This is a genomic window from Micromonospora sp. WMMD558, from assembly GCF_049315255.1.
In the GTDB taxonomy this organism is placed as follows: Bacteria; Actinomycetota; Actinomycetes; order Mycobacteriales; family Micromonosporaceae; genus Micromonospora.
This window is the reverse complement of sequence record NZ_CP186061.1, coordinates 2,714,528-2,731,910: the sequence shown is the minus strand read 5'-3', so window position 1 is coordinate 2,731,910 and position 17,383 is coordinate 2,714,528. Positions and strand designations below refer to the sequence as shown.

Annotated in this window: 13 protein-coding genes; 6 read left to right on the top strand and 7 right to left on the bottom strand. The window is 73.4% G+C overall.

Annotated elements, in window-relative coordinates:
• Positions 1–58: 58 nt before the first annotated feature.
• The 3 genes from ACN26Y_RS13260 to ACN26Y_RS13250 all read left to right on the top strand — a co-directional run bounded on the left by ACN26Y_RS13260 (position 59) and on the right by ACN26Y_RS13250 (position 3,815).
• The gene (locus ACN26Y_RS13260) at positions 59–1,000 is read left to right on the top strand and encodes a carbohydrate ABC transporter permease (protein ID WP_155334065.1); all 942 of its coding nucleotides are present in this window, start codon (positions 59–61) and stop codon (positions 998–1,000) included.
• Positions 997–1,911, top strand: coding sequence for a carbohydrate ABC transporter permease (locus tag ACN26Y_RS13255; RefSeq protein ID WP_155330579.1), 915 nt, complete (start codon positions 997–999; stop codon positions 1,909–1,911). Before ACN26Y_RS13260 ends, ACN26Y_RS13255 begins: the two co-directional genes overlap by 4 nt.
• A gap of 140 nt (positions 1,912–2,051) precedes the next feature.
• Positions 2,052–3,815 (top strand): alpha-amylase family glycosyl hydrolase, encoded by a 1,764-nt coding sequence (locus tag ACN26Y_RS13250; RefSeq protein WP_422734769.1) that lies wholly within the window; start codon positions 2,052–2,054, stop codon positions 3,813–3,815.
• Positions 3,816–3,869: 54 nt separating this feature from the next.
• Here the strand turns inward: ACN26Y_RS13250 and ACN26Y_RS13245 are convergent, their stop codons facing one another.
• From ACN26Y_RS13245 to xylA, 4 genes are all read right to left on the bottom strand, one after another.
• The gene (locus ACN26Y_RS13245; protein ID WP_155330577.1) at positions 3,870–5,291 is read right to left on the bottom strand and encodes an MFS transporter; all 1,422 of its coding nucleotides are present in this window, start codon (positions 5,289–5,291) and stop codon (positions 3,870–3,872) included.
• Positions 5,292–5,645: 354 nt separating this feature from the next.
• Positions 5,646–5,906, bottom strand: a complete 261-nt coding sequence (locus ACN26Y_RS13240; RefSeq protein ID WP_155330576.1) for a hypothetical protein — start codon at positions 5,904–5,906, stop codon at positions 5,646–5,648.
• Between the two features lie 267 nt (positions 5,907–6,173).
• Positions 6,174–7,610, bottom strand: coding sequence for a xylulokinase (gene xylB, locus ACN26Y_RS13235; protein WP_155330575.1), 1,437 nt, complete (start codon positions 7,608–7,610; stop codon positions 6,174–6,176).
• Positions 7,610–8,797, bottom strand: coding sequence for a xylose isomerase (gene xylA / locus ACN26Y_RS13230; RefSeq protein WP_155330574.1), 1,188 nt, complete (start codon positions 8,795–8,797; stop codon positions 7,610–7,612). Before xylA ends, xylB begins: the two co-directional genes overlap by 1 nt.
• Positions 8,798–8,872: 75 nt before the next feature.
• On the opposite strand from xylA, the gene ACN26Y_RS13225 reads away from it, so the two are divergent.
• Both ACN26Y_RS13225 and ACN26Y_RS13220 read left to right on the top strand, forming a co-directional pair.
• Positions 8,873–10,114 carry an ROK family protein gene (locus tag ACN26Y_RS13225; protein ID WP_230688980.1) on the top strand — a complete coding sequence of 414 codons (1,242 nt, stop codon included), beginning with the start codon at positions 8,873–8,875 and terminating at the stop codon, positions 10,112–10,114.
• 192 nt (positions 10,115–10,306) lie between these two features.
• Positions 10,307–11,953 (top strand): PP2C family protein-serine/threonine phosphatase, encoded by a 1,647-nt coding sequence (locus ACN26Y_RS13220; RefSeq protein ID WP_230688979.1) that lies wholly within the window; start codon positions 10,307–10,309, stop codon positions 11,951–11,953.
• Between the two features lie 101 nt (positions 11,954–12,054).
• Here the strand turns inward: ACN26Y_RS13220 and ACN26Y_RS13215 are convergent, their stop codons facing one another.
• A complete protein-coding gene (locus ACN26Y_RS13215; RefSeq protein WP_155330572.1) occupies positions 12,055–12,576 on the bottom strand; it encodes a MarR family winged helix-turn-helix transcriptional regulator in 522 nt (173 codons plus the stop codon).
• A gap of 98 nt (positions 12,577–12,674) precedes the next feature.
• Between ACN26Y_RS13215 and ACN26Y_RS13210 the strand changes: the two genes are divergently transcribed.
• Positions 12,675–13,805: a PP2C family protein-serine/threonine phosphatase gene (locus ACN26Y_RS13210; protein ID WP_155330571.1), complete on the top strand. Its 1,131-nt coding sequence runs from the start codon at positions 12,675–12,677 to the stop codon at positions 13,803–13,805.
• A 4-nt stretch (positions 13,806–13,809) separates the two neighbouring features.
• Here ACN26Y_RS13210 and ACN26Y_RS13205 read toward each other — a convergent pair whose 3' ends face one another.
• Positions 13,810–15,294: a sugar transferase gene (locus ACN26Y_RS13205; protein WP_155330570.1), complete on the bottom strand. Its 1,485-nt coding sequence runs from the start codon at positions 15,292–15,294 to the stop codon at positions 13,810–13,812.
• A 215-nt stretch (positions 15,295–15,509) separates the two neighbouring features.
• Complete coding sequence (locus ACN26Y_RS13200) at positions 15,510–17,270, bottom strand: substrate-binding domain-containing protein (RefSeq protein ID WP_155330569.1); 1,761 nt, start codon at positions 17,268–17,270, stop codon at positions 15,510–15,512.
• Positions 17,271–17,383 lie beyond the last annotated feature (113 nt).

The window sequence follows — 17,383 nt, the reverse complement described above, 5'->3', positions numbered from 1 at the left end:
CCCCGAACCGTCGGAGGGAGGTGAGTTCCGGGTGACCACCGCTGAGAAGTTCCTCGAGATGGGCATCGCGATCGGGCTCTTCGTGGCGATCGTGGGCGTCATTCTCTTCGTCGCCGGCCGGATCGGTGGCGGGCGCGGCGACCGCTGGGTCGCGTACCTCTATCTCGCGCCCGTCGTGCTCATGCTCGCCGTCGGGCTGATCTACCCGGCTGGCCGCACCATCTGGCAGTCCTTCTTCGACGCCGCCGGCACCTCGTTCGTGGGGATCGACAACTACCACACGATCTTCACGTCCCCCGATCAGCTCACGGTGCTGCGCAACACCGTGCTCTGGGTGGTGGTGACGCCGTTCGTGGCCACCGCCGTCGGCCTGCTCTACGCCGTCCTGGTGGACAAGGCGCGGCTGGAGGCGTTCGCCAAGGCGCTGATCTTCCTGCCGATGTCGATCTCGTTCGTCGGCGCGTCGATCATCTGGAAGTTCGTCTACGAGTACCGGCCGGACCAGCCGGGCGTACGGCAGATCGGCCTGCTCAACCAGCTGATCGTGTGGGCCGGCGGCACGCCGCAGCAGTGGCTGGTGGAGTCGCCGTGGAACACGCTGTTCCTCATCGCGGTGATGATCTGGATCCAGGCCGGCTTCGCGATGACGGTCCTGTCCGCCGCGATCAAGGCGATCCCGGACGACGTGGTCGAGGCGGCCCGACTGGACGGCGTCAGCCCGGTGGGCATGTTCCGCTACGTGACGCTGCCCAGCATCCGCCCCGCCGTGGTGGTCGTCCTCACCACGATCGGCATCGGCACCCTGAAGGTCTTCGACATCGTGCGGACGATGACCGGCGGCCAGTTCGACACGAGCGTCGTGGCGAACGAGTTCTACAGCCAGAGCTTCCGCAGCGGCAACGAGGGGCTGGGCGCGGCCCTGGCGGTGCTGCTCTTCGTGCTGGTCATCCCGATCGTCGTCTACAACGTCCGGCAACTGCGCGCAGCGGAGGCGTCATGACCGCGACCAGCACCCCACTGTCCACCACGCCGCCGGTCAAGCCGACCCGGACCAGCACCGCCCGCGCCCGCAAGCGGCTCACCTCGCCGTGGGCGTCCCTCGCCGCGGTGGTCATCGCCGTGCTCTGGACGCTGCCCACGTTCGGCCTGGGCATCTCCTCGCTGCGGCCGGAGCGGGAGATCAAGACCACCGGCTGGTGGACCTTCTTCACCGAACCGACGATCACGCTCGACAACTACCGGGACGTGCTGGCGGCCGAGGGCTCGGAAGGGCTGGGCGCCTTCTTCGTCAACTCGTTCATCATCACGATCCCGTCGGTGATCATCCCGATCTGCCTCGCCGCGCTGGCCGCGTACGCCTTCGCCTGGATCCGCTTCCCGGGTCGCAACGTCCTGTTCGTGGCGGTGTTCGCGCTCCAGATCGTGCCGATCCAGGTCACGCTGATCCCGCTGCTCACGCTCTACGTGGACGCGGGCCTGGTCGGGTCGTTCTGGACCATCTGGCTCTCGCACTCGATCTTCGCGCTCCCGCTGGCGATCTTCCTGCTGCACAACTTCATGCGGGAGATCCCGGCCGGGTTGCTGGAGGCGGCCCGGGTGGACGGGGCCGGCCACGTCCAGATCTTCTTCCGGGTGCTGCTTCCGCTGCTGACCCCGGCGCTGGCCGCGTTCGGCATCTTCCAGTTCCTGTGGGTCTGGAACGACCTGCTGGTGGCCCTCACCTTCGCCGGTGGCGGCGACGAGGTGGCCCCGATCACCGTGGCGCTGGCCAACCTGAGCGGCACCCGGGGCACGGCCTGGCACCTGCTGTCCGCGGGCGCGTTCGTCTCCATCATCGTGCCGGTGGTGGTCTTCCTGCTGCTCCAGCGCTACTTCGTGCGCGGCCTGCTGGCCGGCGGCCTGAAGGGCTGAGCCCGGCGCACCGCGCCCGGCAGCCGCTCGGCGGCGGGCGCACCGACGGCGCGGTGGCGGGTGCGCACCGACGGCGCGACGGTGATCCGCGGCATACCGGTCCGCTGTCCACCCGGCGGCACGCCGCCGGGGGCCGGACAATGGAACGCGCAGATGGTCCGTCCGTCCCGGGGATCCGGGGCGGGCGGGCCGCGGACCGCACCGGACCGGCACGAGACACGGGAGTAGACCTGAACACGCACCCGACGCACCCGGACCCGACCGAGGCGCCGGTCACCGGCTGGTGGACCGAGGCCGTCATCTACCAGATCTACCCGCGCTCCTTCGCCGACGCGAACGGCGACGGGATCGGTGACCTGCCCGGCATCACCGCCCGGCTCGACCACCTGGTGGAGCTCGGCGTGGACGCCGTGTGGCTCTCCCCCTTCTACCCGTCACCCCAGGCGGACGCCGGGTACGACGTCGCCGACTACCGGGGCGTCGACCCGCTGTTCGGCACGCTCGCCGACGCGGACAAGCTGATCACCGAGGCGCGCTCGCGGGGCCTCCGGGTCATCGTCGACCTCGTCCCGAACCACACCTCGTCGGCGCACCGGTGGTTCACCGCCGCCCTCGCCGCCGGCCCCGGCAGTCCCGAACGCGACCGGTACGTCTTCCGGGACGGCAAGGGCGCCGACGGCGACCAGCCGCCCAACGACTGGCAGAGCGTCTTCGGTGGGCCGGCCTGGACCCGGGTCACCGGGGCCGACGGCCGCCCCGGTCAGTGGTACCTGCACCTGTTCGACCCGGGTCAGCCCGACCTGAACTGGGACAACCCGGAGGTGCGGGCGGAGTTCCTCGACGTGCTGCGGTTCTGGCTGGACCGGGGCGTCGACGGGTTCCGGGTGGACGTGGCGCACGGTCTGATCAAGCAGGCCGACCTGGCCGACTGGCAGGAGCCGCAGGAGATCCTCTCCGGCCGGGAGGTCGACAAGCCACGACCGCCGATGTGGGACCAGGACGGCGTACACGAGATCTACCGGGACTGGCGGGCGCTGCTCGACAGCTACCCCGGCGAGCGGATCCTGGTCGCGGAGGCCTGGGTCGAGCCCGCCGAGCGGCTGGCCCGGTACGTGCGCCCGGACGAGATGCACCAGGCGTTCAACTTCGAGTACCTGCTCGCCTCGTGGACCGCGCCGGCCCAGTACGCCGTCATCACCCGCTCGCTGGAGGCCACCGACGGGGTCGGCGCACCGACGACCTGGGTGCTGTCCAACCACGACGTGGTCCGGCACGCCTCCCGGCTCGGCCTGCCGGTCGGCACCCCCCGACCGCACGGGATCGGCATCGGCGACGAGCAGCCGGACGCCGCCCTCGGCCTGCGCCGGGCGCGGGCGGCCAGCCTGCTGATGCTGGCCCTGCCCGGCTCGGCGTACCTCTACCAGGGCGAGGAACTGGGCCTGCCCGAGCACACCACGATGCCGGACGAGGCCCGGCAGGACCCGACGTGGGAGCGCAGCGGCCACACCCTGCGCGGCCGGGACGGCTGCCGGGTGCCGATCCCGTGGGAGGCCGACGCGCCGTCGTACGGCTTCGGGCCGACGGACGCGAGCTGGCTGCCCCAGCCGCCGGTGTGGGCGGAGTTCGCGCTGGACCGGCAGCGCGGGGTGCCCGGCTCGACGTACGAGCTGTACCGCACGGCGCTACGCCTGCGCCGGGAGCACGGGCTGGGCCGGGGCACGCTGGCGTGGCTCGCCACCGGGGACGAGGTGCTGAGTTTCCGCAACGACGGGCTGACCGTGCTGACGAACTTCGGCGGGGTCCCGGTGCCGGCGCCGGCGGGCGAGGTGGTCGCCGCGAGCGCCCCGCTCACCGACGACGGCCGGGTGCCCACCGACGTCACGGTGTGGGTGCGCTCCGCCTGACAGTGTTGAGAGGGGCCCCTTGTACAACGCCAGGCGTTAACAGGGGGCCCTTCCTTACAGCCGCTCGGCGCGGGTGTGCAGGAGGTCGCGTACCTCGGCGATGTCGCGCGGTGAGGTCCGCGCCGCCAGCCAGTACATGATCCCCGTGGGCACGAAGAAGAGCTGGAAGGCCGCGAGCCCGACCGCGTAGTTCAGCGGCGGTGGGAACGCGACCCGCAGGCCGTGGAAGGCCACCCCGACCAGTCCGTTGCCGGCCGCCCGCCCGACGCCGTTGACCAGGTTGCCCAGGCTGTAGACGGTCCCCCGGTGCTCGGGCGGGTTGACGTCGGCGATCAGCGCGAACCAGTTGGGCGAGTTGGCGGAGGTCAGCGCGAGCGCCAGCAGCGCCGTGAGCAGGCTGAGCCCGACCGTCGGTTCGGTCAGCACGCTGGCCAGGACCGCACGGACCACGGCGCCGGCGCCGGCGCCGTCGGGCACGTCGATGCGGATCGGCACGAAGAAGAGCACCAGGTAGAACGGGAGCGCCGCGAGGATGCCGACCGCCGCGACCAGCGCCCGGCCGGAGGGCGTACGCCGTTGCAGCGCGTCCCCGACCAGCCCGCCGACGATGGAGAAGACGCCGCCGAGCTGGAACAGGGTGGCGAAGACGCTGCCCACCACGACCGCGGTGGCGGTCGAGTAGCCCTGGGCCTCGGCCCGCTCGGTGAAGAGCACGGGCAACCACACCAGCGATCCGAACGCGGCCTGCGCGGTGAGCCCCTGCAGGATCAGCCAGCGGTTCGTCCGCCGGCCCACGATCCGCGGTAGGTCGGCCCGGCTGATCCGGTAGTCGTACTCGGCGCCGCCGGCGAGCACCTCGGCGAGTTCCGGTTCGCTCTGCCCGCGCCGGATGTCGTACGTGAACAGGTAGGCCGCGGTGGCGGCGAGGCCGACCACGGTGAGCACCACGAAGGGCCGGCGCCAGTCCGCCGCGCCGAGCAGCCCGCCGACCAGCGTGCCGGCGAGCGTACCGACGCCCTGGGACAGCCCCCAGAAGCTCATCACCAGGCCCCGCCGGCGGGGCGAGATGAGGTCGGTGACCACGGAGAACCCGACCGACCCGACCGCGCCGAGCCCGACCGCCCCGATCAGCTGGGCGGCCAGGAACGCGGGGTACGTCCCGGCGACCGCGCTGCCACCGGTGCCCACCGCCCAGATCAGGGTGCCCAGCATGAGCAGCGGCTTGCGGTTGGCACGGTCCCCGACGTACGCCCAGCCGACCGCCGCCACCGCGCTGACCAGGAAGCTGACGGCGGTGACCAGACCGAGCAGGCGCGGCGGCACCTCGAACGCCGCGGCGATCGAGCCGTACAGCGGGGGGACCAGGCCGATCGCCACGTTGTCCAGCGAGGCGAGCAGCACGAACACCACCACGCTGTAGATCCGGTGCGTGCGGCCGCCGCCCCACGCCCGTGGGCTCGGCCCGATCAAGGTCATGACCCGCAGCCAACCAGGACCAGATAACAACCGGGTGACTTCCCCGAGCTACCGGTAGCCGAGCCGGCCTCGCCGGCGCGCGGGGCGGGCCGACGTACGCGAGGCCCTTCCGCGGCCTGGCCCCGAGAACAACCAGGTGCTCTCCTCGACGGCCGGCGCCAGGCGGTGGTCTCCCGGCACCAGGTCGTCGCGGGGACAGTAAGAAGGCAAGCCCCGACTCTCCTGATGTGAATGCAGTTTTCGCATCCACTGCCGAGTCAGCTCGGACGCCCAGCATTCCCGAACAAAGCAAGGAGAAAGCCGCGCTTCACTCACGCGGCTTTTTCCTTTACCGTATTCCGCGGCGGCGCTATTTCAGCGTCGGTCGTAGCCGCTCGACGTAAGGTACGGGTACGTCGAGTTGCAGTAGGCGTCCGACCAGCCCCCACCGACTGAGATCCAGGGACCGTATCGCCAGGTGCCCTTGTTGTAGTCGTTCAGGCAGTAGACCTTGGCACGGTACTGGCCGGTGCCGTTGTAGCACTTGACGGTGGCGCCCTGGGGTTGCGAGTACCAGGTGCCGGTGGAGCAGTTGCTGGGGATCGCGAGCGCCGGGCCGGCAGCCACTCCGATCACACCCAGGCTCGTCGTGGTGGTCAACAGTGCGGTTGCGGCAAGCAGACGTAGTGCCTTCTGAGGGCGCATGTTCGCCACGAATTGCCGTCCTCTCCCCGTGGTCGCCGCCGCCTTACGCTGCGACGTTCACCTATTTCTATCGTATGGCAAATACGTCGCGCAAGAGCCGATCACGCAGTCTGCTCTCACGACCGGTATTCCGGCGCCACGGGCTACCACCACGCTCGTCGCACCCGCCCCCTTATTCACCACTAATGTCCGTCACGCTCAATTCGTGGCGTCTCGGCACTCGGCGTACCTGGCGCGGACGGCGGGCAGCGGTTCGCCGTCGTACCGCTCGCCGGCGCCGCTGGCCCAGACGGGCGGTTCCGCATCCCCGAGGGCGACCCAGGCGGCCTGGCGGGCGGCGCCGTCGGCGACGTATTCGCCCGGCGGCGGAACGACCACCGGGACACCGAAGACCTGCGGGGCGATCCGCCGTACCGCCGCCGAGCGGGCCCCACCGCCGACCAGGATCACCCGGCGCACGGTGGCGCCCTGCGCGACCAGCGCGTCCAGGCCGTCGGCGAGGGCGCAGAGCATCCCCTCGACCGCCGCCCGGGCCAGGTGCGCCGGCGTCGACGTGCGCAGGGTGAGGCCGTGCACCGAGCCGGTGGCATCCGGTCGGTTCGGGGTCCGCTCCCCCTCCAGGTACGGCACCAGGACCAGCCCGTCCGCCCCGGGCGGCGCGGTGAGCGCCAGCTCGGCCAGTTCGTCGAGGCCGACCCGGAGCAGCGCGGCGGCGGCGTCGAGCACCCGCGCGGCGTTGAGCGTGCAGACCAGCGGCAGGAAGCGGCCGGTGACGTCGGCGAAGCCCGCGACGATGCCACTCGGGTCGGCCGCCGGGGTGTCCGCGACGCTGAAGACGGTGCCGGAGGTGCCGATCGAGACGACCACGTCGCCGGGGCCGGCGCCGGCCCCGAAGGCCGCGGCGGCGTTGTCGCCGGCCCCGGGACCGAGCAGCGCCGCCCCGGCGCGCACCGGGACGGCGCCCGCGAACACCGACCGGTCGAGGTGACCGGCGGTCTCGGCCGGGCCGAGCACCCGGGGCACCGTCACGACCCGGCCGAGCGCACGTTCCAGCAGGTCCGGGCGGTACGCGCCGGTCGCCGGGGACCAGTAGCCGGTGCCGCTGGCGTCGCTGCGGTCGGTGCGCAGCGCGTCGAGGCCGGGGGCGCCGGCCAGCCGCCAGGTCAGCCAGTCGTGCGGCAGGCAGACCGCCGCCACCCGGGCGGCGTTCGCCGGCTCGTGCCGGGCCAGCCAGCGCAGCTTGGTGACGGTGAAGCTGGCCACGGGCACCGCGCCGACCGCGTCGGCCCAGAAGCGGCGGCCCTCCTCCCCGCCCCCGGCCTCGGCGACCAGGTCGGCGGCGGCACCCGCCGACCGGGTGTCGTTCCAGAGCAGCGCCGGGCGGACCACCTCGCCGGTCTCGTCGAGGCAGACCATCCCGTGCTGCTGTCCGGCCACCGAGATCGCCGCCACGTCGGCGAGCCCGCCGGCCGCCGTCACCGCCTCCCCGAGCGCCGACCACCACGCGGCGGGGTCGACCTCCGTGCCGTCCGGGTGCGGCGCCCGGCCCTCGCGGACCAGGGCGCCGGTCTCCGCGTCCCGGACGACCACCTTGCACGACTGGGTCGACGAGTCGACCCCGGCTACGAGCGGCATCAGCGGGCGCCGAGCAGGTGCTCGACGGCGAGCTGGTTGAGCCGGACGAAGCCGAAGCCGCGGGCGGCGGCGGCGTCGACGTCGTACTCCTCGAAGGCGGACCGGTCGGCGAGCAGGTCGGTGTAGCTCTCGCCGTCGGCCAGCGTCGGCGTGGCCAGGTCGCCCACCCGGCTGGCGGCGAGGGCCTCGGCCACCTCCGGGTCCGCCCGGAAGGCGGCGGCCCGCTCCTTGAGGAGGAGATACGTGCGCATGTTCGCCTCGGCCGAGGCCCACACGCCGGTCATGTCCTCGGTGCGGGAGGGCTTGTAGTCGAAGTGGCGGGGACCGTCGTACGCCGGGCCACCGTTCGGGCCACCGTGCTCCAGGAGGTCGACCAGGGCGAACGCGTTGAGCAGGTCGCCGTGGCCGAAGACCAGGTCCTGGTCGTACTTGATGCCACGCTGGCCGTTGAGGTCGATGTGGAACAGCTTGCCCTGCCAGAGGGCCTGCGCGATGCCGTGGGCGAAGTTCAGCCCGGCCATCTGCTCGTGACCCACCTCCGGGTTGAGGCCGACCCGCTCCGGGTGCGCCAGGGTGGAGATGAAGGCGAGGGCGTGGCCGACGGTGGGCAGCAGGATGTCGCCGCGCGGCTCGTTCGGCTTGGGTTCGAGGGCGAAGCGCAGGTCGTAGCCGCGGTCGACGACGTACTGGCAGAGCAGGTCGACGGCCTCCCGGTACCGGTCCAGGGCGGCGCGCACGTCCTTGGCCAGGTCGTACTCGGCGCCCTCCCGGCCGCCCCACATGACGAAGGTGCGGGCGCCCAGCTCGGCGGCGAGGTCGACGTTGCGGAGCACCTTGCGCAGCGCGTACCGCCGCACGTCGCGGTCGTTGCTGGTGAAGCCGCCGTCCTTGAACACGGGGTGGGTGAAGAGGTTGGTGGTGACCATCGGCACCACCAGCCCCGTCTCGTCCAGCGCCTTGCGGAAGCGGGTCAGGTGGGCGTCCCGGGTGGCCGCGTCCGCGCCGAAGGGCACCAGGTCGTCGTCGTGGAACGTGATGCCGTATGCGCCGAGCTCGGCGAGCCGGTGCACGGCCTCGACGGCGTCCAGCTCGGGACGGGTGGCGTCGCCGAACGGGTCACGGGCCTGCCAGCCCACCGTCCAGAGGCCGAAGGAGAACTTGTCGGCAGGGGTGGGACGGGGTGCCATGACAGACCTCCGGGGTGTCGTCCACTATTTGTTCAGTGGTTGAATTATTTGACCGGCATATGGCACTGTCAAGGGGTGAGCCGCACCGCCGCCGTACCCGCCGGGGCCGCCCGGCAGGGCAGCCTGCGCGAGCTCAACCTCGCGCTCGTGCTCGGCCGCATCGCCGACGCCGACCGCCCGCCCTCCCGGGCCGACCTCGCCGCCCACACCGGGTTGACCCGCGCCACGGTCTCGGCGGTCGTCGAGGACCTGCTGCTCGGCCGGCTGGTGACGGAGGTGGAGCCGGCGCCGCGCGCCGGCGCCGGGCGGCCCGCGCGCGGGCTGGTCCTCGCCGGCGACGGCCCGGCCGGGCTGGGCCTGGAGGTGAACGTCGACTACCTCGCCGTCTGCGTGGTCGACCTCGCCGGCCGGGTACGGCACCACACCGTCGAACGGGCCGACCTGCGCCCGGTCCCGCCCGCCGAGGCGCTCGACCGGCTCGTCGCCCTGGCGACGACCGCCCGCGCCGACGCGGCCGACCAGGGCCTCACGCCGGCCGGCGCCGCGCTCGCGGTGCCCGGGCTCGTGGACGACGCCGGCCTGGTCCGCCTCGCGCCGAACCTGGGCTGGCGGGACGTGCCGGTGGCCACGCTGCTGGCCCGGCACCCGGCGCTGACCGAGCACGTCGACGGCGTACCGCCGCTGGTGGTCGACAACGAGGCCAACCTCGCGGCCCTGGGCGAGCTGCACGCCGCCCCGTCCGGGGCGGCGAGCTTCCTGCACATCTCCGGCGAGGTGGGCATCGGCGCCGGCATCGTCCTGGACGGGACGCTGTTCCGGGGAACGCGCGGCTGGAGCGGCGAGATCGGCCACGTCCCGGTCCGTCCGGACGGGCGGCCGTGCCGCTGCGGGGGGCGCGGCTGCCTGGAACGGTACGCGGGCCAGGAGGCCGTCCTCGCCGCGGCCGGCCTGGCCGGGGCCGACCTGCCGGCCGACACCGCGGCGTACCACCTGGCCGAACTGGCGCGGGCCGGCGACCCGGCGGCCCTGGCCGCGCTGCACGACGCCGGGACCGCGCTCGGCGTGGCGGTGGCCGGCGTGGTGAACCTGCTCGACCTGGACACCGTGGTCCTCGGGGGCGGATATGCCCCGCTCGAGCCGTGGCTGCGCCCACCGGTGCTGGCCGAGATTGCCCGCCGGGTGCTCACCGCCGCGTGGTCGCCGGTGACCGTACGACCCGCGACGCTCGGCACCCAGGCGGCGGCCGTCGGGGCGGCCGGTTCGGTGGTCCGCCGCATCCTGGCCCGGCCGGGCGGCTGGCTGGCGCACCGGTCCTGACCGCACGGGCCGGCCGCCGGGCCACGGCCGGGCCGGCGCGGTCGGGGCCCACGACGCCCACCGGCCCGGACTCCGGCGCGGGCGTCCCGCCGCCCGCCTCGGTACCCTTGTCGCCGAGCAACGACGTCCAGCCGAGGAGTGCACGACCAGCATGCGGACAGGTCGACGGACCCGGGCGCCCGGCGCCGCCCGGTGACCGGGCCCCCGCGCGAAGGCGTCACCGGGCCGGTCGGCACCCGTGGGCAGACCACCCGCCGCGACGCCCCGCCCTCCCCCGGGACACCCCAGCCGGCCGGTACCCAGCTGGCGCGGGAACTGCTGGACGGGCTCGCCGACGCCGTGCTGACGACCGACGGCACCGGTGTCGTGACGTTCGTCAACGCGAGGACGGCCGAGCTGCTGCCGGAGATCGTCCCCGGCACCGACCTGTCCGCCAGCGCCCTGCCCGCCCTCGCGGCGGCGGAGACGTTCGACGCCGAGCACCGCGGCCGGCGGCTGCGGGGAGTACGGCGATGCCTCACCGGCGGCCGGTACGCCTGGTACGTCCGGGACGTCAGCGAGGAGTACGCGCGGACCACCGCCCTGCTGGCGGAGCGGTCGCGGACGGCGTTCCTCACCCGGGCCGGCAGCCGTCTCGGCATGTCGCTGCACCGGGACCACGCGTTGCGTACGGCGGTCACGCTCGCCGTTCCCCACCTCGCCGACCTGGCGCTGGTCGTGCACCGGCCGCCGGCACCGACGGAACACCTGCCGCACTGGCTGCGGTACGCCGACGGCGACCCCGCCCCGGTCGCCGGCGTCGCCCCGTGGGCCGTGACGAGCGCCCTGCCCGGCCTCCCGGAGGCCTTCGCCGGTGACACCAGCGACCCGGGCCCGTGGCCCGACGCCGACCTGACCGACCTGCTCCCGGCCGGGTTCGGCCGGCCCGGCGCGGTGCTGGTCAGCCCGGTGCTCGCCGCCGGGCGACCCGCGGGGGCGCTGGTGCTGGTCCGCCGGGTCACCACGTTCGACCCGCGCGACGTGGAGGTGGCCCGGGAGTTCGCCGCCCGGGCCGGCGCCGCCCTCGCCACCGCCGACCTGTACGGGGAAAAGGCCCACCTGGCACGCGTCCTGCAGGCCAGCCTGCTACCGCCCGAGCTGCCCGCCGTGCCGGGCATCGCCCTCGCCGGCGGCTACCGCGCCGCCGGGGACACCCTGCGGATCGGCGGCGACTTCTACGAGGTCTTCCCCACCGCCCGGGGCGCCCTGTTCACCCTCGGCGACGTGTGCGGCAAGGGTGTCGGCGCCGCCGTCCTCACCGGCCGGGTCCGCCAGTCCCTCCAGACCCTGCGCCTGGTCGAGCAGCGCCCGGCGGAGCTCGTCCGGCTGCTCGACCGGGCGCTGCTCCACACCCCGGACGCGGCCCGCCGCAGCCAGTTCACCACGGTGCTGCTCGGGACGCTGGACCGCGAGCCGGACGGCGGGGTACGGGCCACGATCGCCGGCGGCGGACACCCCTCGCCGCTGCTGGTGCGGCCGGACGGCACCGTCGAGCCGGTCCCGGTCGGCGGGATGCCGGTGGGTGCGCTCGCCGCCGCCCGCTTCGGTCGGGCCACCGTCCGGCTGGCCCCCGGTGAGCTGCTCCTCGCCTACAGCGACGGGGTGATCGAGGCGCGCGGCGGGCCCCGCGACGTCGAGATGTTCGGCGAGGGCCGGCTGCGCCGCGCGCTCGCCTCCGCCGTGGGCCTGCCTCCGGCGGCGCTGGTCGATCGCCTGCTTCAACTCGTCGACGAGTGGCTGGGCGGCCAGAGCCAGGACGACGACATCACGATGCTCGCCATGTCCGCTTCGCCCGGCTGACCAGGGCACCGGCCACGATCCCCGCCGGGCGCGTGCGCGGGGCGTACGGCCGCCAGGAAGGTGTCGGCCACCCGGCGACGGCCGGTGCCGCCGGGAGCCGCTCAGGCCGTCCGGGCCGCCGGCGGCTCGTCCGCCGTCCACTCCGCCGGTGGCGGCTCGACGTCCCCGAGCGGCCAGGGACCGGGCGGTTCGGCGTACGGGATCGACTCGTCCTGCCGGCGCGCCGCCTCGTCGAACTCGCGCAGGCCGCGCAGCAGGGCCTCGCGGCCCTCCGGGCTCATCCCGGCGAGGATCTCGGTCAACCGGCGCCGCCGGTGCTCGCGCAGCTCGGTGAGGAGACGGCGGGACTCCACCGTCAGGTGCAGCGCGATCTCCCGCCGGTCGAGGCGGCCCGGCTCCCGTTCCAGCATCCCGGCCGCCACCAGCCGGTCGCAGAGCCGGCTGGCCGAGGAGAGCAGCATGCCGAGACGGTTCGCCAACCTGCGCAGGTTGATCCCGTCGTGCTGCTCCACCACCATGACCACCCGGAGCTGCGCCCCGGAGACCCGGCTGGTCGTGCTCTCCCGCGCCGTCTCCCAGACGGTCAGCAGCGCCTTCGCCGCGGCGTCGACCTCGGCAGCCATACTCGTCTGTGGTCCCGGTGGACCCTGTACTTCGACCATGGTGGGCCCGAGCGTACTCCGCCTCGGGAGGAAAGCGGACCTGCGATCAAGGAGCGGTGATGAGCGAACCGGTCAACCGGGCACGAAGGGCGCTCAGCCAGGCACCCGCCGACCTCCTCCTGGACAAGGTCGCCGAGGTCATCGGGCGGGCGTACGGCATCGAGGACGTGGAGCTACTCCAGGTCGACTACCGCCTGTCGGTGCTGCTGCCGCTGACCGGCGGTGAACCGGTCAGCGGTCCGGGGCACCCGGCGTGGCGCTGCTACGACCACCAGGTCCCGCTCGTCGCCGACGGCTACGCGTACCTGCCGGTCTCCATGCGGGGCGAGCGCCGCGGGGTGCTGCGGGTGGGCCCGGCGCCGGACGACGGCGCGGTCCTCGCCGAGCTGGCGGAGATCGCCACGGTGCTGTCGCACGAGATCTCCGCCGTGACCGACGGCACGGACGTGTACCGGGTCGCCCGGCGCAGCCGGCGCCTCACCCTCGCCGCCGAGATGCAGTGGGAGCTCCTGCCGGGCCGCAGCCGCGTCCGCTCCACGTTCAGCCTGGCCGGGCAGTTGGAGCCGGCGTACGCGGTGCGCGGCGACAGCTTCGACTGGTCCGACGACGGCGACCGGGTGTGGGTCGCCACGATCAACGGGTCGGGCACGGGCGTGGCGGCGTCGCTGCTGACCTCGCTGGCCACGTTCGCCCTGCGCAACGCGCGGCGGGCCGGCCTCTCCCTGGCCGACCAGGCGGCCCTGGCGGACCAGGCCGTGTACGAGGTGCACCGGGGCGAGCGGCACCTCGCCGTGCTCCTGATGGAACTCGACCTGCACTCCGGGGTGCTGACGGTGGTCGACGCCGGGTCGCCCCGCCTGGTGCTGCTGCGCGACGGCGAGGTTCACGACCAGCCGTTGGAGAAGCAGTTTCCGCTCGGCATGTTCGAGGACACCGACTACCGGGAGCAGCACTTCGCGCTCCGCCGTGGCGACCGGCTCTTCGTGGTCAGCGACGGCGTGGTCGAGGCGACCGGCCACGACACCCGGTACGGCGAGACGGCGCTGGACCGCTTCCTGCGGCGCACCGGGCCGATGCAGCCGCTGGACGCGGTCCGCTCACTGATCGGCGACCTGCGCGCGTTCGTCGCCGGCGACCTGGTGGACGACGCGGTGGTGGTGTGCCTGGACTGGACCGGGCCCCGGAGCTGACGGGTCAGTACGCGCCGCGGCTGTTGAGCACCGCACCGAAGGTCTTCCACAGGATCGTCAGGTCGGCGGCGAGCGACCAGTTCTCCACGTAGTAGAGGTCGAGCCGGATCCCGTCCTCCCAGCTCAGGTCCGACCGGCCGCTGACCTGCCACAGGCCCGTCATTCCGGGCTTGACCAGCAGGCGGCGCGCCACGTCGCCGTCGTACCGGGCGACCTCCGACGGCAGCGGCGGGCGCGGACCGACCAGGCTCATCTGCCCGAGCAGGACGTTGACCAGCTGGGGCAGCTCGTCCAGCGACCACTTGCGCAGCAGCCGGCCGATCCGGGTCACCCGCGGGTCGTCGCGCATCTTGAACATCAGGCCGTCGGTCTCGTTGCGGGTGGACAGCTCCGTCAGCAGGGCGTCCGCGTTCACCACCATGGTGCGGAACTTCCAGACGCCGAACTCCCGGCCCCCCTGCCCCACCCGGGTCTGCCGGAACATGACCGGGCCCCGGCTGTCCAGCCGGATGGCGGCCGCGATGACCGCCAGCAGCGGCAGCAGCACCGTCAGCGCGAGGAACGCCGCGGACCGGTCGACGAGGCCCTTGACGAGCTTGCGGGCGCCCCGGAACTCGGGCGCCTCGACGTGGATCAGCGGCAGGCCCGCGACCGGCCGGGTGTGGATGCGCGGGCCGGCGACGTCGGTCAGCGCCGGGGCGACCACCAGGTCGACACCGGTGCCCTCCAGCTGCCAGCCGAGCCGGCGCAGGCGGGTGGCGGTCAGCTCACCGGAGGCGGTCACGGCCACGGTGTCCGCGCCGATCGCGGTGGCGGCCTCGGGGATGCCCCGGAACGAGCCGACCACCGGCACGTCGCCCAGCCGCTGCGGGACCGGAGCGAGCAGCGCGTCCGGGATGCACGCGCCGACCACCTGGTAGCCCGCGTACGGCTCGCGGCGCAGCGTGTGCACCAGTTCCAGCACGTGCGCGGTGTCGCCGACCACGAGCACCTTCCGGGACCAGCCGCTGCCCCGCGAGCGGGCCCGGTGCAGGCTCTTGCGGGCGGTGAACCGGGCCACCTCGAGCCCGAGCGTGCCGACCGCCACCGAGATGCCGAGGAACCCGCGCGAGACACCGACGTCGAAGATGTAGCCGGCGATCGCGATGCCGCCGGCGAGCCGCAGGCTGGCCGAGCTCACCCGCCGGTACTCGTCGGCGCCGTACCCGAGGACACGGTCGTCGTAGCACCGCAACGCCTTCAACGAGACCAGCCAGGCCAGCACCAGGCCGGGGGCCACCACGACGTACGGGATCTCGGCGCCACGCGGCAACTCGTCGCCGAAGCGGGCAACGTAACCCACCAGGACGGCGACGATCAGCACGGTGGTGTCCAGCACCACCAGGGCGCGGACGTAGGACCGTTCAGCGGCGCGTGCCGCGGGCCGGGACGGCGGGCCGCCCGCGGCCGACGACGACCGGGCGGGGGTCATCAGCGTCGCCGACGTCACCGGCCCCTCCCCACTTCACCGTCACCGGCCGCGAACCGGCCGGACCGGAGTCGACCCGGTCGCCGTCCGGAGCACGACGCCATCCTGCCCCGAGAATTATGGCGGCCGATTGCTTCGGACGTATTGCCGTCACTTTTCCCGGCTCGCAAGGAGCCGGAAAGGGGCCTGTCGTACGGAATTCACCGCCACGACAGGCCCCGTCGCTGAGCGGCCGGTCAGGCGCCGGTCTTCCGGAGCGCGATGGCCTTCAGGAAGATCGTGCTGATACCGGTCGGATCCTCGGTCACGAACGACCCACCACCGGTGATGTCGGTGATCGACTTCAGCTCGGCCTTGCTGACGTCCCGGCCGATGCCGATCAGCACGACCTGCACCGGGCGCTCCGGGTCCTTGATCCGCTCCAGCTCGGCGAGCAGCTGCTGCTGGCTGATGCCGCTGTCGTCGTCGTTCTTGCCGTCGGTGAACAGCACGAACGAGTTGACCTGGCCCGGGTCCCAGTCGTTCTGGACCGCCTTGTACGCGGCGAGCACCGTGTCGAACAGGCCGGTGTCGCCGTTCGACGACTGCATCCGGGCCAGCGCCTGCTCCAGCGGGGCGCGCCGGGTGGTCAACGGGCCGATGTCGACCAGCTTCCGGTAGTCGCGCGGACCGTCCAGGTTGGTGGAGAACTCCCAGAGGCCGATCTCCCAGCGGTCGTCGAACAGGTTGAGGCCACGCCGGGCCGCGTCGATCGTGACCTGCTGGCGGGTGGCGCCGTTGGCGCTCGCCACCTTCTCCTTCATCGAACCGGAGACGTCGATGACGCAGAGCATGCGGCCGGACGCGGTGGCCACCGACCAGCTCGTCACCGCCCGGTCCACCGCCTGCGGGTCGAGGTCGCCGGCCGCGTTGCCGCCGCCGGCCTGCTGGGCCGACGCGCCGCCGGCCTCCGGGCTCGGGGCGCCCGGCGGGGCGCTGAACCCGACGCCCCAGTTGCCGTCCGGGGCGCGCAGCGACAGCGGCGCCAGCCGGTCACGGAAGGATGCGGTGGTGAGCCCTTCCTCGAACAGCACCCGGGCCGCCGACGCCTTGGCCGGCTCGATGCCGGGCAGCACCGCGTACGGGTAGTCCAGCGGCATCGCCGCCGGCTGGAGGTAGAGCGCCGCCAGCGGGACCGCCGGCTTCTTGCTGTTGTACGAGATCACGTCCTCCTCCGACAGCGCCGCGGCACCGAGGCTGCGAGCCACCGTGGTGGGGTCCGCGGCCGTCGGGAACTTGGCGAGGAGGTCCTGACGCAGGTTGGAGCTGCCCGTCGACAGTGCGCGCAGCGCACCGACCGTGTCCTTCTGGGCGTCCTTGCTGGCGGCGGCCGCGGCCGTGGTCAGCGAGAGCAGGCCGGAGAGGCCTGCGGCGTCACGGGTCGGGTTGACGATGCCCGCCTTCAGCGGCTTGGAGTTGTTGACCTGGCCGACGAGCTGCGCCCAGGTCAGCTCCTTCTGCGGCCAGCCGAGCCGGGAGGCGATCGGCTCCGGCATCGCCACGACCACCGGGCTGCGGGCGATGGACGCCCCGTTGCCCGGGTCGAACGCCGTCGCGCCACCGGTCTTCAGCCGCAGCAGCCACGTGGACGAATCCGGCACCCAGACGTCCGGGCTGACCGCCGTGCCCGGGGCCTGCCCCACGCCGGCGAGGATCGCGCCGTGCTTCGCGGCCACCGTGGCGGCCACCTCGACCGGGTCGGACGCGGACACGTTCACGTCGATGCAGGTGCCACCGACCGCCGCGCCCTTCTCCTCCCACTCGGTCGCGGCGGCGTCGACCGCCGGAGCGAGCTCCGTCGCCACGGCGACCGACAGCTCGATCTTGCCGGAGCAGTCGGGCGACGCGAGCTGCTGATAGCCGAAGTACCCGCCGGCAGTGACGACGAGTACGCCGACGGCGGCTGCGGCTCCCGCGGCATGGATATTCGTGCGCATACGATGGCGGCCTGCTGACACGGAGACCATCTTGCGGATCCGATGCGGGCGCCGCCACGTCCGTTCGGACGAAAGTTACGCAGAAGCAACAGTTGATCGCAGATTTGTGACACTGTGTAGCCAGTCAGCCTCAG

What these genes read in the sequence shown, in the direction of transcription:
- ACN26Y_RS13260 (WP_155334065.1), top strand. Translation starts at nt 59, where the DNA reads ATGGGCATCGCGATCGGGCTCTTCGTGGCGATCGTGGGCGTCATTCTC.
- ACN26Y_RS13255 (WP_155330579.1), top strand. Translation starts at nt 997, where the DNA reads ATGACCGCGACCAGCACCCCACTGTCCACCACGCCGCCGGTCAAGCCG.
- ACN26Y_RS13250 (WP_422734769.1), top strand. Translation starts at nt 2,052, where the DNA reads ATGGAACGCGCAGATGGTCCGTCCGTCCCGGGGATCCGGGGCGGGCGG.
- ACN26Y_RS13245 (WP_155330577.1), bottom strand. Translation starts at nt 5,291, where the DNA reads ATGACCTTGATCGGGCCGAGCCCACGGGCGTGGGGCGGCGGCCGCACG.
- xylB (WP_155330575.1), bottom strand. Translation starts at nt 7,610, where the DNA reads ATGCCGCTCGTAGCCGGGGTCGACTCGTCGACCCAGTCGTGCAAGGTG.
- xylA (WP_155330574.1), bottom strand. Translation starts at nt 8,797, where the DNA reads ATGGCACCCCGTCCCACCCCTGCCGACAAGTTCTCCTTCGGCCTCTGG.
- ACN26Y_RS13215 (WP_155330572.1), bottom strand. Translation starts at nt 12,576, where the DNA reads ATGGCTGCCGAGGTCGACGCCGCGGCGAAGGCGCTGCTGACCGTCTGG.
- ACN26Y_RS13210 (WP_155330571.1), top strand. Translation starts at nt 12,675, where the DNA reads ATGAGCGAACCGGTCAACCGGGCACGAAGGGCGCTCAGCCAGGCACCC.